Here is a 22,860-nt window from a genome sequence, read left to right on the forward strand (position 1 = left end):
TTTTGGCATCGTCCGCAGGAGTCCCACCCATGATCCAATACCTGAGCGCAGGGCAGGCGATCGGGCGCCATGCCCACCGCGCGCCCGATCCGGCACCCATCGAAGAGCCGCCGCCCGACCCGTTCGAGAATTCCGATCCGCACCAGCCGCCGATCCGCACACCGCAGAACGACGAGCCGCCGACGGACCCCAATCCCAGCGTGACCCTGCACTAGGCCAGCAAGGCCGCGTGCGCCTGCAACACCTCGGCCAGCAGCTCCGCCATCAAGGTCACGCGCGGCGAGCGGCGCACGTCCGGATGGACGGCCAGCCACAGCGGGCGGCTCAGCACCTGGGCGTAGTCGGGGTGCAGCACGAGCATGGGGTCGCCGCGGCCGAGGAAGTGCGGCAGCACGGCGACGCCGAGCCCGGCCCGGCACGCCGCGAGCATCGCGGCCGCGTCGTTGGTCCAGAACGCATACGGCCGTCCGGCCACGAACTTCGCCAGCCATGCCTGCTGGGGCGTCTCCTTCATCGCCTCCCCGTAGCCGATGAATTCCCATTCCTCCGTCGGACGCTCGAACCAGCCCGGCGCCGCATACAGCCCGTAGCCGGTCTGCGCCAATGGCCGCGCGGCGAGCCCGCCCTGGTCCGGACGCGACATGCGCAGCGCGAGGTCGGCCTCGCCCCGGTACAGGTCGGCCTGGCGGACCTCGCCGATGATCTCCAGCGTGATCGCAGGCCAGCGCGCCCGCGCGGACGCGAGGCGCGGCACGAGAAAGGCGTGCGCGAAGGTCGGCGGCGCCGACAGGCGCACGACGCCGCGCAAGGTGGCCGCGCCCGCGCCGGCGCGCGCGAAGGCGAGCGCCTCGTCCTCGACCTTGCGCGCCTGCGCCAGCAACTCATCGCCATCCACGGTGAGCACCCAGCGCTTGGGCAGGCGGTCGAACAGGCGCACGCCCAGCCGGGTTTCCAGCGTGCCGATGCGGCGCGCGACGGTCGAGTGTTCCACGTCGAGCACGCGCGCCGTCGCGCTCAGCTTGCCCTGGCGCGCCAGTTCGACGAAGTAGCGGATGTCGTCCCAGTCGAAAGCCGCGGCGTCTGGTTGACCTATGGATTTTTGCACGGTAAGTGACGAGTTTTAGGGATTTCGGGCGATTTTCGATCAATCTACCATGGGGCCTCACACATCAGGAGGAATCATGGACGAATTGTTCGAACAGGTACGCATTTACCGCCAGGGCGGTGCCGGTGAACTGGAAGCGGAACGGGTCGCGCTCGCGCCGCCCGCGGCCGGAGAAGTCCGCGTGCGCCAGATGGCGGTCGGCGTGAATTTCCTGGACGTCTATTACCGCAGCGGCGCGTACCCATTGGCGCAGTTGCCGGCCACGCTGGGTGTCGAAGGCGCGGGCATCGTCGAGGCCGTCGGTTCCGGCGTCGCCGGCTTCGCACCCGGACAGCGCGTCGCGTACACGGGCCTGATGGGCGGCTACGCTGCCGTGCGCAACGTGCCGGTGGAGCGCCTCGTCGCCGTGCCGGACGGCGTCGCGCTGGATGCCGTCGCCGGCGGCCTGCTGCGCGCCGTCACGACGCACATGCTGTTCGCGCATGTACGTGAGCTCCGTCCCGGCGACACCGTGCTCGTGCATGCGGCCGCCGGCGGGCTCGGGCTCGTGCTCACGCAGTGGGCGAGCGCGCTCGGAGCACGCGTCATCGGCACCGTCGGCAACCGGGAGAAGGCGGCGCTGGCGCTGGCGCAGGGCGCCGAACGCGTCGTGCTGTACCGCGACGAGGATTTCGTGGCGGCCGCGCGCGAGTTCAGCGGCGGGCGCGGCGTCGACTACGCGATCGACGGCATCGGCGGCGCCACCTTGCTGCGCACGTTCGACGCGGTGCGTCCCTACGGCCTGGCCGTCAGCGTCGGCCAGGCCGGCGGCACGGTCGAGCCGGTCGACCTGATGCAGATCGGCAGGCCGCGCCAGATCGCGTTTGCGCGCCCCAGCGTGATGCAGTTCATGACGGACCCCGCGCTGTACCGCGAAGGTGCGCAGGCCGCGCTGGACCGGCTGGCGGCGGGGCTGCGCGTGCCCATCGGGCTGGACCTGCCGCTGGCGCGCGCGGCCGACGCGCATGCCGCGCTGGAGGAGGGGCGCACGAGCGGCGCGGTGCTGCTGCGGCCGGCACCATAAAAAATCGCTTGACCGACGTATAACCATCTGGTTATGATTAAATCCATAGCCGGATGGTTATTGATTGCCATGACAGACGCTCAAGACATTCTTTTCCGGACACTCGGCGACCCCACGCGGCGCGCCATCTTCGAATCGCTGTGCCGCGACGGCGAGCAGACGGTCGGGGCCCTGACGGCCCGGGCCGGCATCTCGCAGCCGGCCGTGTCCAAGCACCTGGGCTTGCTGAAACAGGCGGGGCTCGTGCGCGATCGGCATGCAGGACGCCAGACGCATTACACCGCACAGCCGGGCGCGCTCGCGCCGCTGACCGACTGGACGACCGACATGGCCCGGTTCTGGGAGAGCCGGCTCGACGACCTGGACGACCTCTTGAAAAGGATGGACCAATGAACGATACCTCGCTCCAAACGCGCACCGTCACCGTCGAACGCGAATTCGCGCATCCGCCGGAAAAGATCTGGCGCGCGCTCACGCAGCCGCACCTGATCGAGGCCTGGCTGATGAAGAATGACTTCGTGCCCTCCCTGAACCACCGCTTCAAGCTCACCGGCGACTGGGGCTCCGTCGATTGCGAAGTGCTGGAGATCGAGCCGAACCGCTCGCTGTCGTACACGTGGGCCGCGATGGGCCTCGACAGCGTCGTCACCTGGACGCTGACCCCGGCGGGCGCGGGCACGCATTTGAAAGTGGAACAGACGGGCTTCCAGCCGGGCCAGGATGCGGCCTACAATGGTGCGAAATATGGCTGGGACAAATTCACCACCGCCCTCGACGAGGTGCTGGCGAAGCTCGACGACTGAACGACTGGAGGCCACATGAAGCAGGAGAATGCGTCCGCAGACTTGCCCGCGTCCGCTCTGATCGACCGCCGCATCGCCGACCTGGGCGGTTGGCGCGGCGCGGCACTCGCCCGGGTGCGCGCGCTGATCCACGAAGCCGTGCCCGGCGTGGTGGAAGAGTGGAAGTGGATGGGCACGCCCGTGTGGAACAGCCAGGGCATCCTGTGCACGGGCGAATCGTACAAGTCGCACGTGAAGCTCACGTTCCTCAAGGGCGCATCGTTGGACGATCCTGCCGGCCTGTTCAACTCCAGCCTGGACGGCAACGCGCGCCGCGCCATCGACATCCACGAAGGCGAGGAGCTGGACGCGGCCGCATTCCGCGCGCTGATCCGCGCGGCGGCCGATCTCAATGCGGCCGCGAAGGCCAAGCCGAAGCGCACGAAAACCGCAGCGTGACGCATGGTGGGCTCGGGGAGCCCACCCTACGGGCGCCGGTCATCGAACGCCCACGAATGCCGTAGGGTGGGCACCCCGTGCCCACCAAACCGATGCGTCGCCGCGCATCCGGCCGGCACCCGCTACCCGTCAAACGGTGCCGGTCATCGAACGCCCACGAATGCCGTAGGGTGGGCACCCCGTGCCCACCAAACCGACGCGTTGCCGCGCATCCGGCCGGCACCCGCTACCCGTCAAACGGTGCCGGTCATCGAACGCCCACGAATGCCGTAGGGTGGGCACCCCGTGCCCACCAAACCGATGCGTCGCCGCGCATCCGGCCGGCACCCGGTATCCGTCAAACGGTGCCGGTCATCGAACGCCCACGAATGCCGTAGGGTGGGCACCCCGTGCCCACCAAACCGATGTGTCGCCGCGCATCCGGCCGGCACCCGCTACCCGTCAAACGGTGCCGGTCATCGAACGCCCACGAATGCCGTAGGGTGGGCACCCCGTGCCCACCAAACCGATGTGTCGCCGCGCACGCGGTTGATACCCCGTACCCACCAGCCGGTGCCGTCAATCGAACGCCCACGAATACAGAATGTCCAGCGCCGTATTGGTCCCGGTCTGCAGCTGCAACGTGATGCGCGGATTGATCTTGTAGCGCACGCGCACGACGCTCGACGCCGTCGCGGCGCCCTGTTCGAAGCTCAGGTACAGGCGCGACGAGATGCGCTTGCCCACCGTGACCACCGTATTCTCCAGCCCCGATGCCTGCCCCGCGCCCTGGCGCACGCCCAGTTCGTCCACGCCCAGCGAGTTCGCCAGCTTGCTCGTGATGCCGCCCGTGCCGCCCTTGCCGCCGAGGAGGGCGCCGGCGGCCGCGCTCAGCACGTCGGCCTCGTTGCCCGTCGTCGCCTCCATGCCGTGGCCAAGCACGAGCCACGACAGCTTGTCGCTGTCGGACACGTTCGGCGTCGATATCAGCTTCGCCGTCGGCGACAGCGCCGAGCCGCGCACCTGCACGCCCGCCTCGACGTTCGTGGTGCTCAACTGGTCGCCGCCCGGGGCCTTGCGCACGGCGAGGATGTCCAGCGACGGGTTGTCGTACGGGCCGCTGAACGTGATGACGCCGCGCTCGATCACGAGGTGCTGGCCGTACGCGGCATACGTGCCGCTGACCGTGTTGACGGTGCCGTTGATGCGCGGCGGACGATCGCCGACTTTCTGCACGCGCACGCTGCCCGCGAGGTAGGCGTCGGCGCCCATGCCGCGCAGATGGAAGTCGTCGCCCAGGTCGGCCGTCAGGTCGATCGTCAAGGGCACCGCCGCCTGCTTCTTCGACTGCGCCGACGCCACCTTGCCGCGGCCCAGCACGATCACGTCGTCCGAGATCGTCGGGCGGTCCTGCGGCGCCAGTTCGACGAGGGCGCGGTCGGCCTTGAAATTGCCCTCGACCTTGAACTGCGTCGCGTCGCGCACGACGCTGGCCTGGCCGCTCAGGATCACGGTGCGGTCGGGGCGCGACAGCGCTTCCAGCTTGTCCGCCACGAGTTTCAGGTTCATCGTCGCCTCGCCGCCGGCAAAGCGCACGAAGCCCTCGGCCGTCGCGCGTCCGCTGTTGCCTTCCAGCGTGAGGCGCTGCAATTGCAGCTGGTCGCCGGCGAGCAGCGCGCGCAACTGGCCGTTGCGCAGGCGGACGCCCTGGTCCGGCCAGCGCACGGCGAGGCCGTCGCCATCGACGCTGCCGTTCAGCGTGGGTGCGCCGACGGTGCCCGTGCCGTTGATGGCGAGGCGCAGCGCGCCGTCCACTTCCAGCCCCGGCTGGCCGAGCAGCGGCGACACCCACGACAGCGACGCGAGGTTCGCGTTCGCCGTCAGTTTCAAGGGGCTGTCGTTGTCGACGCGGCCCTGCAGCAGCTGCGCCGTCGCATCGACGCGCGCCGTGCCGATGCGCGTGCCGTCCAGCGCGACCTGGGTGCGCAGCGCGCCGCCCGCGACGTCCGCGCGCAGGTCGAGCTGGCGCAGGCCCAGCGCGATCGGTGAGACGTCGCCCGCGATCAGGTCGCCCTTTTCGCGGAACACGTGCACGCTGCCGGCCAGTTGCGGCACGGCGCTCGGCACCGCGGGCGCGCGCAGGTCGATCGCCCATTGCGCGCCGAGGGTCAGGTCGCCGCGCAGGTTGTCGGCGACGGCGGGCGACGCCTGCCCGAGGTAGCTGATCGAGACGCCGCTGGCGCTGCCGCGCGTCGTCCAGCGCGGGCCCGTCTTGACCAGCGAGTCCACGGTGACCGTGCCCTCCGCGAGCTTGAACGTCGCGCCGTTGAACGCGATCTGCTCCGGCTTCGCCAGGCCCGCGAGGCCCGTGCCCGGTGCGCCCGCGATGCGCAGCGGCGTCGGCGCGACGAGCGCCAGCGCGTAGCGGCCGCCATTTTGCAGCGCGTCGACCGTGCCGTTCCACGCATTGCCCGTGAGGCCGCCGTGCACGGCCAGCGACGCGTCGAACGTGTCGCCGCGCGCGGCCGCGCGGATCGTGTGCGCGCCGCGCGTGCCCGTCGACGTCAGGTGCGCCGACGCGATCCTCGTTTCGCCGACGTTGCCCTGCTTGTCCGTCTTCGTGCCCACGTAGTCCGTGACCGCCACGTCCAGCGCGAGCGGATCGGCGGCACCGCGACCCGCGCCGAGGTTCGCCGTCGCCTTCAGCGCGCGCACCGATTGCGTGCCCATCGCGCGGATGTTCTGGCCGTCGAGGGACGCGGTCAGCGACGGCGTCTCCATCGTGCCGGACAAGGTGCCGGAACCGCGCAGCGCACCGGCGAAGTCAGGGCCGAGCGCGGCCAGTTGCGGCGCGTCGATGCGCCAGTTCAGCGTGTCGCGCCCGCTGCCGAACGCGCCGTTCGCCGCAACGACGTTGCCGCCCAGGTGCAGGTCGACGTCGGCATTCGACACGCGGTGCTTGTCGGCCGCGAGCTTCGCATGGCCCCACAGCGGCGATTTCGACAACGTGGAATCCTGCAGCGCGAGGTCGATGGCGCCGCCCATGTTCGCGCCCGTGCGGCCGCTCGCCGTGAAGCCGCCGTTGATGCTGCCGGCCAGCGGGGAGCCGAAGGCGGCCGGGTTCAGTCGCTGCATGTCGCCCTTGGCCTTGACCTCGACGACACGCGCGCCGGGGGCGCCGGCCCGCCACGCCTCGCCGCTCGCGTGCACGGACCCGTTGTCGTTTTTCCGTTCACGCGGCACCCAGCCGAGGTTGCGGGCGTCGACGTCGAACGTCGTGCGCGGCGCCTGCATGGTGCCCGTGACCACGCCGCTTGCCAGGACGGCGCCGTACAGGTCGCCGCGCAGCGCGGACAGCTGCTTGCCGTCGACCTTCCACGCCAGCTGCTCGCCCGGCTTGCCGAACGCGCCGCGCAGGTCGACCGTGTTCTGGCCCAGCGCCAGCGTGGCGTCGACGTCGTGCACGTGCGTGGCGTCCGCAGCGACCTTGCCGCGGCCGGCCAGCGGCTGGCCGAACAGGCGGCTGTCGCGCACGGCGAAATCGGCTCCGACCTGCCACTTCGGCGCCAGCGTACCGGCCGCGTTGACGTCGGCATTGATGTCGGCCTGCGGGAACGTGCCGAAGTCCGCGGGATTGAAATGGCTGGCGACGGCGTTCGCCTTGAACGGCTTGTTGTCCTTCAGGCTCGCGCGGCCCGTCACGCGCACGCTGCTCCTGCCCGCGGACAGGCGCGCGTCGCGCACGGTGAGTTCGTTGCCGTCCAGCGCGGCCTGCGCGGCGAGGCGCAGGCCCGCGTCCACGAGGTTCACGTCCAGCGTCTGCACGTCCTTCGTGTTCGCCACTTTGACGTCGCCCGCGATCTTCGTCGGCTTCATGCTGCCGTAGACGCGGTGCAGGTCGAAGCGGTCCGTGTGCAGCGTGAATTCCGCGGTGCCGAGCCCTTGTTCGTGGGGCCCGCGCTGCACGCTGCCGCTGCCGGTGAAGCGGCCGGCGTCGCCCACGTCGATCAGGACGTCCGTGATGCGCATCGCGGAGAGGCTCCCGCCCAGCCGCCCGCGCATCGCGCGCAGCGGCAGGCGTTGCTGGTCGAGGGTGCCCACGGCGCCGTCGTTCGCCAGGTCGACGGTGCCCGCGATGTTGCGGTTGGCGTCGAGGCGCACGGCCACGGCCAGGTTCAGGTCCGCGCTCGGCAGCGTGGGGCTGAAGAAGCCGGGGTCGATGTCGTGCGCGTCGAGCGTGAAGGCTTGCAGCGGGATGTCGGCGAACGGCGCCAGCACGAGCTGCGCCTTGCCTTGCGCGCGCGCGGCCTTGCCGGTGGCGTCGACGACGGCCTTCTGCAGGTCGCCACCCGCGTGCAACGTCAGCTGGGCGCCCAGCGACGCCGGCGTGACCGTGTCGCCGGTCCCCGCCTGCGCGGGAGCGGCCGGCTGCGCCTGCGTCAGGCTCGCGTCCGCATCGAGTTTATAAGGCAGCGTGTTGGCGATGGTGCCCTTCGCGGCGACCTGGCCCCACGGCGTGGTCGCCGATGCGTGGTCGAGCTTCCACTGCACCTTGTCGCCATGCAGGCGCGCGCGGATGTCGTCGATTTCCGTCGCCGCGCCCTTGTTCACGAAGATGGCCTTCGCGAGGCGCGCATCCTCGACCGCGATCTCGAACGGCGGCGCGAGGCGCGTGGGCATCGTCGCCGGCTCTTGCGACGGCTTGAGCGTCTCCACGCGCAGCACGCGCGCATACAGCTTGTCGATCTCGACGCCGCGCGACAGGTATTGCCAGGGCTTCCAGTCGATGTCGATGGCGTCGGCCGTCGTCACCGACGTCTCGGTGCGGAACACGACGTGGCCGATGTGCATGCGGCCGTACAGCGAGCCGGAGACCCCGGACAACGTGAGCTTGCCGCCGCTGGCGTTGGCCACGCGCTGGGCGATCATCTGCAACGTGGTTTCGCGGCCGAGGTACCAGACGGCGCCGCCCAGCACGACGCCGACGACCACCACGCCGATGGCGACGCGGCGCGGCCAGCGGCGCTTGTGTTCCGGAGCAGGAGTCTCGGGCGTTTGTCGATCGGCTGCCATCAGAACGTGAACCCCAGTGAGAAGTGCAGGCGGACCTTGTGCACGGCCTTGCCGTAGGCGAAGTCGACGTTGATCGGGCCGACGGGGCTGCGCCAGCGCGCGCCGACGCCGTAGCCGACCTTCGGCTTCAGGTCGTGGAAATTGTCGCCCGCGTTGCCGACGTCGTAGAACACGGCCGCGCCCCACGGCGGCTTGAACCAGTAATCGTATTCGGCGCTGCCGGTGAGCAGGTAGCGGCCGCCGGTGATGGCGGAACCGACCGGGACGCCCAGCTGCTGGTAGCCGTAGCCGCGCACGGACTGGTCGCCGCCGGCGCGGAACAGGAACGTCGACGGCACGCCGTTCTTGTCCTTCGAGCCGACGGCACCGAATTCGCCGCGCACGATCAGGGTGCCTGCGTCGCCGACCGGTTTGTAGCCGAGGGCGCGCGTGTAGACGCGCAAGAATTTCTCGTCCGTCAGGACGGGCAGCACGGCGCCGCCGACCTGCGCGTTCACGATATAGCCGCGGGTCGGCTGCACGAGGCTGTCCAGGTGGCGCTTCGTGATCGAGAACGTCAGCGGCACGCTTTTCACGCGCGTCGTCGGCATGTCGTCGATGGTCACCTGTTCGGTCAGCGCTTCCAGGGTGAGCGTCTTTTCCAGCAGCGGCGAACCCCACGCGCGCTTGGCGTGCACGCTCGTCGTGCGCGTGATCTGGCCGTTGGCGTCGAGGCGGTCGTAGCCGGCGCCGAAGCTGTTGTTGTAGCCGCCCGTCGTCGTGGGCAGGTAGAACTCGGCCTTCGCGGCCTGGTGCTTCTGTTCGTACAGCACGTTGCTCTTCATGCGCTTGCCGAACACGTTCAGGTCGTCGTATTCGGCCTGGGCGCGGGCACCCGTGTTGGTCGAGTAACCGAGGCCCAGCGCGACGTTCTTGCGCTTGTTCTCCGTGACGCGCACGAGCACGGGCAGCACGGCCGGTGGACTCGGCGGCTGCGGCGTCGGGGCCTCGTTCTCCTTCAGGTCCTGCACTTGCGACGCGATCACGGACGACATGTCGGCGCTCACCTCGACGCCGCTGAAATAGCCGGTGTCCTGCAGGCGGCCCTGCAGCGCCTGCAGCGCGGCCTCGCTGTATTCGTCGCCGGGCCGGATCGTGTTCAGGTTCGTGATCACGCTGGGCGGGTAGCGTTTCAGGCCCTCGATCTCGAGGCCGCCGAAGTGCGCGTCCGGGCCGCTGTCGATGACGACCTTCAGCAGCGCGCGGTGCGTGTCCGGGTCGACGGTGGCGGAAGACTCCAGCAGCTGCGCGCGCGGGAAGCGCGTCTGCGCGATCTGGCGCACGAGGCCGCGCTTGGCCGCTTCCCAGTCGGCCGTGCGGAAGCGCGCGCCGACGGGCAGCGTCCAGCGGTTGCGCAGCGCGGCCGCGTCGATCGGGGCGCTGCCCTTGTCGAAGGGGACGAAGCCGCGCAGCTCGATGTCGACGTCGCCCACGGTGACGGGGTCGCCCGGCACGACGTCGATGAGCGCGAGCGGCTTCGTGCCGGACGTGTCGAGGTCGGCGGACACGGTCGGGCTGTAAAAGCCTTCGGTGGCGATCAAGGTCTTGATCTGCTCGGGCGCGGCGCGCACGAGGCGCAGCAGCTGTTCGCGGTCGAGCCGGGGGTTGCCGCGCCAGCGCATCAGGTCGAGGTTATTCTCCAGCAGCTCGCGCAGCTGGCGTGGCGCGTCGATGCGGACGTCGTAGTCGATGGCACGGGATGGCGCGACGTCGGCGGGCGCCGGTGCCGGCTGGCCCTGCGCCGGCTCGTCCTGCGCGGCCGCGACCGGAGCAAGGCATAGCGCGTTCACGGCCAGCACGATTTGTGCCAAAATTCGTGATCGCGCCGGCGCCATCGCCGTGCATGGGTCGGGTCGTGCGGGAAACATGTCGCTCCATTCGTCAATATGCCGGCGACATCTTAACTGATTGTCAAATGTGATGGCGGACGCCTCGCTCGACAATTACTTCAGGAAATCCACTATGCACCCACCCGATACCGCGCTCGTCCTGTTCAGCGGCGGACAAGATTCCACCACCTGCCTGGCCTGGGCCCTGCAGCGCTACGAGCGCGTGGAGACGATCGGCTTCGACTACGGCCAACGCCACGCAATCGAGCTGGACGTGCGCGCGCCCGTGCTCGCGAAGATGCGCGCGCTGTCCGCCACGTGGGACCAGCGTCTCGGCGAAGACCACCTGATCGACCTGTCGCTGATCTCACGCATCTCCGACACGGCGCTCACGAGCAACGTCGAGATCGCGATGCAGGCCAACGGCTTGCCGAACACGTTCGTCCCCGGCCGCAACCTGCTGTTCATGACGGTGGCGGCGACGGTCGCGTACCGGCGCGGCCTGAACGTGCTCGTGGGCGGCATGTGCGAGACGGACTTCTCCGGTTACCCCGACTGCCGCGACGACACGATGAAGGCGCTGCAGGTCGCGCTGAACCTGGGCATGGCGACGCGGCTGAAGGTCGAGACGCCGCTGATGTGGATCGACAAGAAGCAGACGTGGCAGCTTGCCGAGGCGTGCGGCGGCGAGGCGCTCGTCGACCTGATCCGCTTCGAGACGCACACCTGCTACCTGGGCGAGCGGGGCGCGCCGCATGCCTGGGGCCACGGCTGCGGCAAGTGTCCGGCGTGCGAGCTGCGCGCGCGCGGCTACGAGCAATACGCACGGGAACGCGCGGGCGCGTGACCTTTACATGCGCCTCGCCCTGCTGACCGACCTGCACGCGAACCGCGAAGCCGTCGAGGCCTGCCTCGCGCACGCGGCGCGGCAGCACGTCGACCAGTACGCGTTCACGGGCGATTTCGTCGGCTACGGCGCCGACCCGGCCTGGGTCGTGCGCACGGTGATGGTGCACGTGGCGCGCGGCGCCATCGCCGTGCAGGGCAACCACGACTACGCGGTCACGCACCCGCCCACGTCGCGCATGCACGCGGAGGCGCGCGAGGTCATCGCCTGGACCGGCGGCCAGCTCGACGCGGAACAGCTCGCGTTCCTCGCGGCGCTGCCGCTGACGCACAAGCAGGGCAATGCGTACTTCGTGCACGCGAGCGCGCATGCGCCGCAGCTGTGGGAATACGTGGCGGACGTCGCCGCGGCCGAGCGCAGCATCCGCGCCGCCGGCAGCCGCATCGTGTTTTCCGGCCACGTGCACGTGCCGGCGCTGTACCGCCGCGCCGACGACGGCCGCATGGGCCGCCAGGTGCCGCGCGCGGGAGAAGCCATCGCGCTGCAGCCGCAACACCAGTACCTCGTGCTGCCGGGCGCCGTGGGCCAGCCGCGCGACCAGAACAACGCGGCGTGCTATGCGATCTTCGATGACGGGGCGCGGGAACTCCAGTATTTCCGCGTGCCGTACGACCACGGGGCGGCCGCGCGCAAGGTCATCGCGGCGGGGTTGCCGATCGTGTTCGCGATGCGATTGGTGGAAGGGATTTGAGCGTGCCGGCGGTGCGCTGGTGACGTCGTTGGGAGATCGTAGGGTGGGCGCCCCGTGCCCACGCGTAACGCCAACACGTCGCGAACGTGACGCGTGGGCGGAGGCCGCCCACCCTACGGCAAGATGTGAACCTCGTTCGGGGGCGTAGCGTAACGCCGCGGCGCCGTGAACGTCACTTACACCGGTTGCTGCATCACGCGGTGCTTGCGCGACCGGCTCACGAGCCACCACACGATCGCGACGGGCACCAGCAGCGGCAGCAGCAACGGCGACACCATCAGCGCGAGCACGCACGCCCCGATGGCCAGGCCGCCGATGCACAGGATACCCACGCCGGCGAACACCACCGCGAGCACGCCGCCCACGAACAGCATGATCACGCCTGCGAGCAGCAGTCCCCCACCCGCGAAGAACGTCGCCAGCAAGGCGCCCAGCGGTCCGCCGATGTCTTCGCCATCGATGTTGACGACGCTGTCGCCGAACGTGAACACGTTCCAGACGAGCATGGCGAACAGGAACAGGATGATGATGGCGGCGGTCTTTTTCATGATGGGTCCTCGTGGAGTCTTGTTGGCCGGCTCATGTCGTTGTCGGCATGGTCGTACTGTATCTGTACGTCCCGCGCGCCTCCACCGGACTGCGACAAGCTGCATGTTTCGAGGGCCGGAGGGTTGCCTGCGACGACGAACGGCGCGCCGGCGCGGCTGGTCCAACCAGGATGGCTAGTGGTCCCCGTCGGCGTCGAACCGGCTGCGCACATAGTCGATGTGCGTCTGCATCGCCGTGCGCGCCTCTTCCGGGCGGCGCGCGCAGATCGCGTCGCAGATCGTGCGGTGCTGCAGCGACAAGGCTTCCGACACCGACTTGTTCAGCTCGCGCATGCCGTCCACGTTGCGGATGATGTGCTCGCGCATCATCTTCGTGATGCTGCTGTGCAGGTGCAGGAACATGCTGTTGCCCGACGCCTTGGCGATCGCCTCGTGCAGCTCGACGTCGATGCGCGATTCGCCCGCATGGTCGCCTGCGCGCCGGGCCTGGTCGAGCCGCGCCATCGCGCTGCGGATGCGCTCGAGGTCGTCGTCCGTGCCGCGCAACGCGGCGAGATACGCAGTCGCGCCTTCCAGCACGCGGCGGAATTCCAGGATGTCTTCGCGCCGCGCCGGGCTGTCGGTGATCAGCTGGCCCCAGGGCGACGCCGTCGCGCCCGTCCGCAACTGGTCGGACACGAACACGCCGCTGCGCGGGCGGATATGTACGAGGCCGCGCGCCCCGAGCTGCTGGATCGCCTCGCGCACCGTGTTGCGCGACACGGCGTAGCGCTCCGCCAGCTCGCGCTCCGATGGCAGCCGTGAATTCGCGGGGAACGTGCCGTCAAGCAAGGCGTCCTCCAGCCTGCGCGTGACGGAGGAAACGCGCCCGCCGGCCTGCCGATTCGATGTCGTCACGTCTATTCCTTTCCTGGCCCAACCAGTTTGTCATGCGTACAGATTACTGGAAATATCTGCCAACAAGAAGAAAAACGTATCCACGAACCGGAGGCAAAGCATGACCCGCTACGACCGTCCGCCCGCCGGCGACGTATATCTGTTCGCCACCTGTGTGATCGACCTGTTCATGCCGCAGGCTGGCCTCGACGTCGTGCGCGTGCTCGAGGCGTCCGGCATCACCGTTCACTATCCGCGCGGCCAGAGCTGCTGCGGCCAGCCCGCCTGGAGCAGCGGCAATCCCGACGAGGCGCGCGCCGTGGCCCGTGCCCAGCTCGACCTGTTCCCGCACGACTGGCCCGTGATCGTCCCGTCCGGCTCCTGCGCCGGCATGATGCGCAAGCACTGGCCAGAACTGTTCCGCGACGACCCCGTGCTTGGCCCACAGGCGGACGCGCTGGCCGCGCGCGTGTTCGAATTCGCCGAATACCTGACGTGCGTGCTGGGCTGGGCCTTGCCCGCAGGGACGTCCGTCGGATCGGAGGCGGTCGCGCTGCACACGTCGTGCTCGGCGCGGCGCGAGATGGGCACGCGCGCGCACGGCGTGGCGCTGCTGGATGCCTTGCCCGGCGTGACGCGCGTGGACCACGAACGCGAATCCGAGTGCTGCGGCTTCGGCGGCTCGTTCTCCATCAAGCATGCCGACATTTCCGGCGCCATGGTCAAGGACAAGGTCGCGGCCGTGAGCGCGACCGGCTGCGGCCGCGTCGTGTCGGCCGACTGCGCGTGCCTGCTCAACATCGGACATGCGGCGCGGCACCAGGGGGCGCGGTTCGACGTCGAACACCTGGCGAGTTTCTTGTGGCGCCGGATGGGAGAACAGGCATGACGGCGCGCGACGGCATCCTCGGCCGCCTGCGCGCGGCCAATCCGCGCGCGGCCGGCGCGGCGGATCTCGATCGGCGCATCGATGCCCATTTCGACGCGCGCCGCGCGGAGACGGCGACCGCGCCGGACGCGCTCGCGCAGCGCATGCTGGACGCGCTGCATGCCGTACGCGCGCAAGCCTGGTGCATGGAGGCCGACACGTGGCCCGCGCTGCTGGCCGAACGCATCGAGAAGGCGGGCGTGGCCCGCATCCTCGTCGATGCCGCGACACCGGAAGGCCGCGCGCTGCGCGCCGCGCTGCCGGCGAGCGTGGAGGCCATCGCGTTCGAGCGGCCGCTGGAAGACTGGAAAGGCGAGCTGTTCGACACGGTCGATGCCGGCTTCACGGTCGCGCGCTCGGGCATCGCGGCCACGGGCACGCTCGTGCTGGCACCGGATACCGTCACGCCGCGCACGGTGTCGCTGGTACCGCCGCTGCACATCGCGCTCGTCCACGCGCACACGCTGCACGCCGACCTGCACCAGGCGCTGCACGCGGAGCGCTGGCAGGACGGCATGCCGACGAACCTCGTGCTGGCGACGGGGCCGTCGAAGACGTCCGACATCCAGCAGACCTTGGCGTTCGGCGCGCACGGCCCGCGCTGGACGTGGGTCGTGATCGTCACCGATGAGAGGAACCCCGCATGACGACGTCCCCGTTGCAATTCGTGCCGACGCAGGACTTCCACGCGCGCAGCCGCGCGGCCCTCGCCGACCCCCATCTGCGCCAGAGCTTTCGCGGCGCGATGACCTTCCTGCAAGACAAGCGCCGCAGCCAGTTCGGCGACGACGACGAGCTGCAGCAGCTGCGCGACCTCGGCGAAGCGGTGCGCAAGAACGCATTGGCCAAGCTGCCCGCGCTGCTCGAGCAGCTGGAAGCCAATCTGACGGCGGCCGGCGCACATGTGCACTGGGCCGCCACGCCCGAGGACGCGAACGCGATCATCCACGGCATCGCGACGGCGCGCGGCGCAACACGCATCGTCAAGGGCAAGTCGATGGCGAGCGAGGAAATCGAACTGAATCACTACCTCGCCGAGCGCGGCATCGAATGCCTGGAATCGGATATGGGCGAATACATCGTCCAGCTGGCGGGCGAAAAGCCGTCCCACATCGTGATGCCCGCGATTCACAAGACGCGTGCCGACATCGGCGCGCTGTTCGCGCAGCACATCCCCGGCACCGAGTACACGGAGGACGTCGACCAGCTGATCCGGACGGGACGGGTCACGTTGCGCAGCGCGTTCGTCGATGCCGATATCGGGCTGTCCGGCGTGAACTTCGCCGCGGCCGACACGGGCACGTTGTGGCTCGTCGAGAACGAAGGCAACGGCCGCCTGTCGACCACGGTGCCGGACGTACACATCGCCATCATGGGCATCGAGAAGGTCGTGGAAAAGCTGGAGCACATCGTGCCGCTCGCGAGCCTGCTGACGCGTTCAGCCACCGGCCAGGCCATCACGACGTACTGCAACCTGATCTCGGGTCCACGCCGTGCCGGTGAACTGGACGGGCCGCGCGAACTGCACCTCGTCCTGCTGGACAACGGCCGCACGCAGGCGTATGCGGACGAAGAGCTGCGCGCGACGCTCCAGTGCATCCGCTGCGGGGCGTGCATGAATCATTGCCCCGTCTACGGCCGCATCGGCGGGCATGCGTACGGCACGACGTATCCGGGCCCGATCGGGGCGATCCTGTCGCCGCATTTGCTGGGCCTCGAGTCGACGGCGGATCTCGCCACGGCGTCGAGCCTGTGCGGCGCATGCGGCGACGTCTGCCCCGTGCGCATCCCGATCCCGCAACTGCTCGTGCGCCTGCGCACGGAGGCGAACCGCGACCCCGATGCCGAGGTCGAACATCCGCTGCGCGGGCAGGGCGCCAAGTACAGCCGAGGTGAACGCCTCGTCTGGCGCTTCTGGCGCGGCGCGTTCGCCCGGCCGGGCGTGTATCGTCTGTTCCGCTGGGCGGCCACGCGGCTGCGCGTGCTGGCGCCGGACGAACAGCTGGGGTGGACGGCGCACCGCACTCCGCTGAAGCCCGCCCCGCGCAGCCTGGCCGATCTGCTGCGTGACAAGAATCAGCCCCGGTAGGGTGGGCACCCCTGTGCCCACGATGCGTTACGGCGACGCATACTGAGGGTGGGCGGGGGCTGCCCACCCTACGCACATATAAAAATTTAATCAAGGAGACACACATGGTTTGGCAACAGATTTACGATCCGTTCGGCAGCATGGCAATCTCGACCCTGCTGGCCGCGATACCCGTCGTGGTGATGCTGGCCGCACTCGGCTTCTTCCACATCAAGGCGCACATCGCGGCCGCGCTGGGCCTGGGCGCGGCCCTGCTCGTGGCCGTGCTCGGTTACCACATGCCGGCCGCGATGGCGGGCAAGGCGGCGCTGTTCGGCGGCTTCACTGGCCTGCTGCCCATCGGCTGGATCGTCCTCAACATCATCTTCCTGCAGCAGTTGTGCGAACAGAACGGCAGCTTCAAGGTGCTGCAGGCGTCGTTGTCCGGCATCACGAGCGACCGGCGGCTGCAACTGCTGCTGATCGCGTTCTGCTTCGGCGCGTTCTTCGAGGGCGCGGCCGGCTTCGGCACGCCCGTCGCCGTCACGGCGGGCATTCTCATCGGGCTCGGGTTTTCCCCCCTGGCCGCGTCCGGACTGTCGCTGATCGCCAACACGGCGCCCGTCGCGTTCGGCGCGCTCGGCACGCCCGTGATCACGCTGGCCAAGGTGCATGGTTACGACCTGATGGAAGTGACGGCGATGATCGGTCGCCAATTGCCGTTCTTCTCGCTGCTCGTGCCGTTCTGGCTGATCTGGGCGTTCGCCGGCCGCAAGGCCATGTGGGAGATCTGGCCCGCGATCCTCGTGACGGGCCTGTCGTTCGCGATCCCCCAATACCTCGTGTCGAACTTCATCGGCCCGGAACTGGTGGACATCATCGCCGCCCTCGTGTCGATGGCGTCGCTGATCCTGTTCCTGCGCGTGTGGCAGCCGAAGACCGTGTGGACGTCGGCGAACCTGAAGGGCCGTGAGACGGAGCTTGCTTCCCGGTCCGCACAGAGCCTCGAGACGTATTCGCGGGCGGAGATCGTGCGCGCCTGGACGCCCTGGATCATCCTCACGGTGTTCGTCTTCGTCTGGGGCCTGCCGCCGGTGAAGGCGTACTTCAACGGCGTGTTCGCGCCGAAGTTCCCGATGGACGGCCTGCACAACCTGATCATGCGCGTGCCGCCGGTGGTGGCCAAGCCCAGCCCTGAAGCTGCCGTGTACGTGCTCAATCTGCTGTCCGCGACGGGCACCGGCATCCTCCTGTCCGCCATCGCCGGCGCGCTGTTCATGCGCTACAGCCTCGGTGCGGTCGTGCGCACGTTCTTCCGCACCTTGTGGCTCGTCCGCTTTTCGCTGCTGACGATCGTGCTGATGCTGGCCCTGGGCACCCTCACGCGCTACTCCGGCTCCGATACGACCCTCGGCCTCGCGTTCGCCAACACGGGCGCGCTGTATCCGTTCTTCGGCACCCTGATGGGTTGGCTCGGCGTGGCGATGACGGGCTCGGACACGGCGTCGAACGTGCTGTTCGGCGGCATGCAGAAGGTGGCCGCGCAGCAGCTCGGCCTCGCGCCGAACCTGATGGGCGCCGCGAACAGTTCCGGCGGCGTCATGGGCAAGATGATCGACGCCCAGTCCATCGTCGTGGCATCCACGGCGACGCGCTGGGTCAACCACGAAGGCGACATCCTGCGCTTCGTCTTCTTCCATTCGTTCGCGCTGGCCGCCCTGGTCGGCATCCTGGTCACGCTGCAGGCGTACGTGTGGCCGTTCACGTTGCTGGTGATCCGATGAATGTTTCCACCTCTCCCGAAACCGGGGCCGTGAGCCACCGCGAGGCGACGGCCGCGCTGCTCGCGGTGCTGCCCGCACGCTGCGTGCGCGCCGACCCGGAAGATACGCGGCCCTACGAATGCGACGGCCTCGCCGCCTACCGCCAGATGCCGATGATCGTGCTGCTGCCGGAAGACGAGGCGCAGATCATGGCGGCCATCGCCGTGTGCCGGCAACTGGGACTGCCCATCGTGCCGCGCGGCGCGGGCACCGGATTGTCAGGCGGCGCGATGCCGATCGCCGGCGGCGTCGTGCTGTCGACGGCCCGGTTGAACCGGATCGTCAGGCTCGATCCCCTGTCGCGCACGGCCATCGTGCAACCTGGCGTACGCAACCTCGCGATCTCGGAGGCGGCCGCGCCGCACGGCCTGTACTACGCGCCCGATCCGTCGTCGCAGATCGCGTGCACCATCGGCGGCAACGTCGCCGAGAACTCCGGCGGCGTGCACTGCCTGAAATACGGCCTCACCGTGCACAACGTGCTGCGTGTCCGCATGGTGACGACGGACGGCGACATCGTCGAACTGGGCAGCGAGGCGCTGGACGCACCGGGGCTCGACCTGCTCGCGGTGGCGATCGGCTCGGAAGGCATGCTCGGTGTCGTGACCGAGGTCACGGTCAAGCTGGTGCCCAAGCCCCGCGTGGCGCGCGTCGTGATGGCGTCGTTCGACGACATCGTCAAGGCGGGCGATGCCGTGGCCAGCGTGATCGCCGCGGGCATCATCCCGGCCGGGCTCGAGATGATGGACCGCCTGTCGACGCAGGTCGCCGAGGAATTCGTGCATGCGGGCTACGACACGCAGGCGACCGCCGTGCTGCTGTGCGAATCGGACGGCATCGCCGAGGAAGTCGAGGAAGAGATCGCGCGCATGAGCGAGGTGCTGAGCCGCTGCGGCGCGACGGCGTTGTCCGTGTCGCAGGACGAAGCGGAGCGCCTGCGCTTCTGGTCCGGCCGCAAGAACGCGTTCCCCGCCGTCGGCCGCATCTCGCCGGACTACTACTGCATGGACGGCACGATCCCGCGCAAGCACCTCGCGCACGTGCTGCAGCGGATCGAAGAGATGGAGAAGAAATACGCCCTGCGCTGCGCGAACGTGTTCCACGCCGGTGACGGCAACCTGCACCCGTTGATCATGTTCGACGCGAACGCGCCCGGCGAATTCCACCGCGCGGAGCAGTTCGGCGCCGACATCCTCGAGCTGTGCGTGGAGGTCGGCGGCACGATCACGGGCGAGCACGGCGTCGGCATCGAGAAGATCAATTCGATGTGCGTGCAGTTCTCGCGCGCGGAGCTCGATGCGTTCCTCGCCGTGAAGCGCGCTTTCGACCCGGCCGGCATCCTCAATCCCGACAAGGCGATCCCCACGCTGCACCGCTGCGCCGAATACGGCCGCATGCACGTGCGCCACGGACAAACGCCATTTCCCAACCTGCCGCGCTTTTGATGATGGATACGACACTCCAAGAATTCGCCGACAAGATCGGCCACGCCGCCGCCAGCGGCACGCCACTGCGCTTGCGCGGCGGCGGCAGCAAGGACTGGTACGGGCAGGACGTGCAGGGCACGGTGCTCGATACGACGGCCTACCGCGGCATCACGGACTACGAACCGACGGAGCTCGTGATCAGCGCCCGCTGCGGCACGCCGCTGGCCGAGATCGAGTCGCACCTGGCGGAACACGGCCAGATGCTCGCGTTCGAACCGCCGCACTTCGGCCCATCCGCGACGATCGGCGGCACGGTGGCGGCCGGCCTGTCCGGGCCGCGCCGCCAGGCCGCAGGGGCCGTGCGCGACTTCGTGCTGGGCGCCGTGCTGCTGGACGGACGCGGCGAGCTGCTGCACTTCGGCGGCAAGGTGATGAAGAACGTGGCCGGCTACGACGTGTCGCGCCTGCTGGCCGGATCGCTGGGCGTGTTCGGCCTCATCGCCGAGGTATCGCTGAAGGTGTTGCCGAAGCCCGTGGCGGAATGCACCGTGCGCCAGCCGATGACGCAGGACGAAGCGCTGCGCCGCCTGAACGAGTGGGGCGGCCAGCCGCTGCCCGTGTCGGCCTCGAGCTGGCACGACGGCGTGCTGACGGTGCGCCTGTCCGGCGCGCGCTCGGCCGTCGACGCGGCCTGCCTTCGCATCGGCGGCGACGCGCTCGCGCAGGCGGACGCGGACGCGTGGTGGGGCGCACTGCGCGAGCACGACGCGGCCTTCTTCGCCGAGGCGGCGCAGGGTTTGTGGCGCCTGTCGCTGCCGTCCGCGGCGCCGGCGCTCGCGTTGCCCGGCACGCAGCTTGTCGAATGGGGCGGCGCGCAGCGCTGGCTCCGCACCGATGCGGATGCCGCCACGGTGCGCATGGCGGCCATGGAGGCCGGCGGCCACGCCACATTGTTCCGTGGCGGCGCGCGGGAGGCGGGCGTGTTCCAGCCGCTGGCACCCGCCGTCCTCGCGCTGCACCGACGACTCAAGACCACATTCGACCCGGCCGGGGTGATCAACCGCGGCCGCATGTACAAGGATTTCTAGCCGTGCAAACCAATCTCGCAGACTTCATCCGCGACACGCGCGACGGCATTGACGCCGACGCCATCCTGCGCAAATGCGTGCACTGCGGCTTCTGCACCGCGACGTGCCCGACCTATCAACTGACCGGCGACGAGCTGGAAGGCCCGCGCGGCCGCATCTACCTGATCAAGCAGGTGCTCGAAGGCCGGCCCGCCACCGACAAGACGCAGGCCCACCTGGACCATTGCCTCACGTGCCGCAACTGCGAGTCGACGTGCCCGTCGGGCGTGCAGTACGGACGCCTCGCGGACATCGGTCGGCGCGTGGTCGAGCAGCAGGTGCCGCGGCCGGCGGGCCAGCGCCTGCTGCGCACCGTGCTCAAGGAAACCTTGCCCCGTCGGTGGCTGTTCACGCCTGCGATGAAGGCGGGGCAGTTGGTGCGTCCGCTGCTGCCGCAGGCGTTGCAGGACAAGGTGCCGGCGCGGCAGCGTGCCGGTGCCTGGCCGCGCACGGAGCACACGCGCAAGATGCTGTTCCTGGAAGGCTGCGTGCAGCCCGCGATGTCGCCGAACATCAATGCGGCCACGGCGCGCGTGTTCGACGCCGTCGGCGTGCAACTCGTGGCCGCCAGCCGGGCCGGATGCTGCGGCGCGATCCGCTGGCACCTGAACGATGCGGATGGCGGCCGCGCCGACATGCGGCGCAACATCGACGCGTGGTGGCCCTACCTCGAGCAAGGTATCGACACCATCCTGATCAACGCGTCCGGCTGCGGCGCCATGATCAAGGAATACGGGCACGCGTTGGCCGACGACCCCGCGTACGCCGGAAAGGCGGCACGCGTGTCCGCCGCGGCGAAGGACGTCAGCGAAGTGCTGCCCGCGTTCGAACAACGCTTGCGTGACAAGCTGGGCACGCGCGCGGGCGCGCAGCGGGTCGCGTACCACCCGCCGTGCACCTTGCAGCATGGCCAACAGATCCGCGGCAAGGTCGAGGGGCTGCTGCGCGCGGCCGGTGTCGACGTGAAGCTGTGTGCGGACAGCCACTTGTGCTGCGGCTCGGCCGGCACCTATTCCGTGCTGCACAAGGAGGTGGCGCGGCAGCTGCGCGACGACAAGCTGGCCAAGCTGCAGGCGACGGGGCCGGAGCGCATCGTCTCCGCCAATATCGGCTGCATCACGCACCTGCAGTCGGGGACGGACGTGCCCGTCGAGCACTGGATCGAATTGCTCGACCGCGCGCTGGCGTAGCGGCAAAAAGTGGCCGGAAATCAAGCCTTGCAATGCTGGACTCGACGTCTATACTGACAGCCTGCTCTGTTGCAGGAGGCAATCCATGCAGTGGATTTTTGATACCCGCAGTCAGCACGCGGCCGGCCACAAGAACCCGCCCTCGGCACCGCCGGCGATTCCGCCCATCATCATCAACCCGTTCAAGAGCCAGATTCCGTCGCCGGCGATCGACCCGCGTCGCACGCCGCCCGGTCCCCCGATCATGCCGCCGCGCGGCCCCGATTTGCGCATCATCTAGCGGGCCTGTCATTCTTGCGTTCCAAGGGAATCGGCGCTTGTCCAGTGCGCCGCGAACGCCTATGATCTTGCATTTGGGCGTACGCCCGCAAGACTGAGCAAGCAAGAATGAACGATCATATTTCCGGCCACGACCACGACCACGACGGCGACCACGACGACGACGCGCCCGTCCAGGAGGCCCGCCTGTGGCAGGGCAACGGCTGGACCGCGCGCGTCATCAAGAACGAGGACGACGACGGCTGGGCCGTGGCCATGTACAAGGACGGCGAATCGGAACCCGCCCTCGTCGGCCCGTGGACCATGGGACGCGACAAGAAGAACCCGAAGCCGCTCGACGTCAGCGCGTTCCACACGCTCGTCAAGACGGCGTCCGAAGTGATCCGCCGCCATGAGCAGCAGTTGCACGCCCGGCTGCACAAGAGCACCGTCGTCTCCACCGATGACGGCGAGCTGAAGGTGACGCTCGACATCGTACCGGACGAGGACAATCCGTACGCGCTGCTGAGCGCCTTCGACGCGATGGGCGAGCGCGTGGCGCAGGTGCGCGTCGACCCCGCGTTCAAGCTGTCGCCGGCATCGGCGCATACCTGGATCGAGAACAATTTCCGCGCACCGCGCTAAGAACCCGTTCCGATGGTGGTTTTCCGCGACACAATCCCCGCAA

Annotated in this window: 21 protein-coding genes; 16 read left to right on the top strand and 5 right to left on the bottom strand. The window is 69.3% G+C overall.

All coding sequences use genetic code 11. The features are described from left to right. The first annotated feature begins 29 nt into the window (after positions 1-29). Positions 30-215, top strand: coding sequence for a hypothetical protein (locus HAV22_RS13185; RefSeq protein ID WP_166859540.1), 186 nt, complete (start codon positions 30-32; stop codon positions 213-215). Here the strand turns inward: HAV22_RS13185 and HAV22_RS13190 are convergent. Then, on the bottom strand, positions 212-1,105 hold the full coding sequence (locus HAV22_RS13190) for a LysR family transcriptional regulator (RefSeq protein ID WP_166859541.1): 894 nt from the start codon (positions 1,103-1,105) through the stop codon (positions 212-214). The two genes, HAV22_RS13185 and HAV22_RS13190, sit on opposite strands and share 4 nt — an antisense overlap. A 76-nt stretch (positions 1,106-1,181) precedes the next feature. Between HAV22_RS13190 and HAV22_RS13195 the strand changes: the two genes are divergently transcribed. The 4 genes from HAV22_RS13195 to HAV22_RS13210 all read left to right on the top strand — a co-directional run bounded on the left by HAV22_RS13195 (position 1,182) and on the right by HAV22_RS13210 (position 3,409). Continuing rightward, on the top strand, positions 1,182-2,168 hold the full coding sequence (locus HAV22_RS13195) for a quinone oxidoreductase family protein (RefSeq protein ID WP_166859542.1): 987 nt from the start codon (positions 1,182-1,184) through the stop codon (positions 2,166-2,168). Positions 2,169-2,237: 69 nt separating this feature from the next. Next, a complete protein-coding gene (locus HAV22_RS13200; RefSeq protein ID WP_166859543.1) occupies positions 2,238-2,561 on the top strand; it encodes an ArsR/SmtB family transcription factor in 324 nt (107 codons plus the stop codon). Then, the gene (locus HAV22_RS13205) at positions 2,558-2,971 is read left to right on the top strand and encodes an SRPBCC family protein (protein ID WP_166859544.1); all 414 of its coding nucleotides are present in this window, start codon (positions 2,558-2,560) and stop codon (positions 2,969-2,971) included. Before HAV22_RS13200 ends, HAV22_RS13205 begins: the two co-directional genes overlap by 4 nt. A gap of 15 nt (positions 2,972-2,986) precedes the next feature. After that, on the top strand, positions 2,987-3,409 hold the full coding sequence (locus HAV22_RS13210) for a DUF1801 domain-containing protein (protein WP_166859545.1): 423 nt from the start codon (positions 2,987-2,989) through the stop codon (positions 3,407-3,409). A 558-nt stretch (positions 3,410-3,967) separates the two neighbouring features. Here HAV22_RS13210 and HAV22_RS13215 read toward each other — a convergent pair. Continuing rightward, positions 3,968-8,461, bottom strand: a complete 4,494-nt coding sequence (locus tag HAV22_RS13215; protein ID WP_166859546.1) for a translocation/assembly module TamB domain-containing protein — start codon at positions 8,459-8,461, stop codon at positions 3,968-3,970. After that, positions 8,461-10,299 (bottom strand): autotransporter assembly complex protein TamA, encoded by a 1,839-nt coding sequence (locus tag HAV22_RS13220; protein ID WP_371869636.1) that lies wholly within the window; start codon positions 10,297-10,299, stop codon positions 8,461-8,463. Before HAV22_RS13220 ends, HAV22_RS13215 begins: the two co-directional genes overlap by 1 nt. Before the next feature lie 163 nt (positions 10,300-10,462). On the opposite strand from HAV22_RS13220, the gene queC reads away from it, so the two are divergent. Next, positions 10,463-11,176 (top strand): 7-cyano-7-deazaguanine synthase QueC, encoded by a 714-nt coding sequence (queC, locus tag HAV22_RS13225; protein WP_166859548.1) that lies wholly within the window; start codon positions 10,463-10,465, stop codon positions 11,174-11,176. Between the two features lie 7 nt (positions 11,177-11,183). Continuing rightward, positions 11,184-11,927, top strand: coding sequence for a metallophosphoesterase family protein (locus HAV22_RS13230; RefSeq protein WP_166859549.1), 744 nt, complete (start codon positions 11,184-11,186; stop codon positions 11,925-11,927). Between the two features lie 176 nt (positions 11,928-12,103). Here the strand turns inward: HAV22_RS13230 and HAV22_RS13235 are convergent, their stop codons facing one another. Both HAV22_RS13235 and HAV22_RS13240 read right to left on the bottom strand, forming a co-directional pair. Continuing rightward, a complete protein-coding gene (locus HAV22_RS13235) occupies positions 12,104-12,475 on the bottom strand; it encodes a hypothetical protein (protein ID WP_166859550.1) in 372 nt (123 codons plus the stop codon). 174 nt (positions 12,476-12,649) lie between these two features. After that, positions 12,650-13,372 carry a FadR/GntR family transcriptional regulator gene (locus tag HAV22_RS13240; protein WP_166859551.1) on the bottom strand — a complete coding sequence of 241 codons (723 nt, stop codon included), beginning with the start codon at positions 13,370-13,372 and terminating at the stop codon, positions 12,650-12,652. A 100-nt stretch (positions 13,373-13,472) separates the two neighbouring features. On the opposite strand from HAV22_RS13240, the gene HAV22_RS13245 reads away from it, so the two are divergent. The 9 genes from HAV22_RS13245 to HAV22_RS13285 all read left to right on the top strand — a co-directional run bounded on the left by HAV22_RS13245 (position 13,473) and on the right by HAV22_RS13285 (position 22,817). Continuing rightward, positions 13,473-14,240: a (Fe-S)-binding protein gene (locus HAV22_RS13245; protein WP_166859552.1), complete on the top strand. Its 768-nt coding sequence runs from the start codon at positions 13,473-13,475 to the stop codon at positions 14,238-14,240. Then, complete coding sequence (locus HAV22_RS13250; RefSeq protein WP_166859553.1) at positions 14,237-14,926, top strand: LutC/YkgG family protein; 690 nt, start codon at positions 14,237-14,239, stop codon at positions 14,924-14,926. Before HAV22_RS13245 ends, HAV22_RS13250 begins: the two co-directional genes overlap by 4 nt. Further along, the gene (locus HAV22_RS13255; protein ID WP_166859554.1) at positions 14,923-16,368 is read left to right on the top strand and encodes a LutB/LldF family L-lactate oxidation iron-sulfur protein; all 1,446 of its coding nucleotides are present in this window, start codon (positions 14,923-14,925) and stop codon (positions 16,366-16,368) included. The genes HAV22_RS13250 and HAV22_RS13255 overlap by 4 nt, the downstream gene beginning before the upstream one ends. Positions 16,369-16,472: 104 nt before the next feature. Beyond that, the gene (locus HAV22_RS13260; protein ID WP_166859555.1) at positions 16,473-18,131 is read left to right on the top strand and encodes an L-lactate permease; all 1,659 of its coding nucleotides are present in this window, start codon (positions 16,473-16,475) and stop codon (positions 18,129-18,131) included. Next, positions 18,128-19,615, top strand: a complete 1,488-nt coding sequence (locus HAV22_RS13265) for an FAD-linked oxidase C-terminal domain-containing protein (RefSeq protein WP_166859556.1) — start codon at positions 18,128-18,130, stop codon at positions 19,613-19,615. The genes HAV22_RS13260 and HAV22_RS13265 overlap by 4 nt, the downstream gene beginning before the upstream one ends. Positions 19,616-19,617: 2 nt before the next feature. Further along, positions 19,618-20,685 carry a glycolate oxidase subunit GlcE gene (gene glcE, locus HAV22_RS13270; RefSeq protein WP_166859692.1) on the top strand — a complete coding sequence of 356 codons (1,068 nt, stop codon included), beginning with the start codon at positions 19,618-19,620 and terminating at the stop codon, positions 20,683-20,685. Between the two features lie 2 nt (positions 20,686-20,687). Then, a complete protein-coding gene (gene glcF / locus HAV22_RS13275) occupies positions 20,688-21,914 on the top strand; it encodes a glycolate oxidase subunit GlcF (protein ID WP_166859557.1) in 1,227 nt (408 codons plus the stop codon). A gap of 85 nt (positions 21,915-21,999) precedes the next feature. Then, a complete protein-coding gene (locus HAV22_RS13280; RefSeq protein WP_166859558.1) occupies positions 22,000-22,194 on the top strand; it encodes a hypothetical protein in 195 nt (64 codons plus the stop codon). Positions 22,195-22,301: 107 nt separating this feature from the next. Next, complete coding sequence (locus HAV22_RS13285; protein WP_166859559.1) at positions 22,302-22,817, top strand: hypothetical protein; 516 nt, start codon at positions 22,302-22,304, stop codon at positions 22,815-22,817. The last annotated feature ends 43 nt before the right edge of the window (positions 22,818-22,860 follow it).

It is taken from the genome of Telluria antibiotica, from assembly GCF_011682055.1.
Classification (GTDB): domain Bacteria; phylum Pseudomonadota; class Gammaproteobacteria; order Burkholderiales; family Burkholderiaceae_D; genus Telluria; species Telluria antibiotica.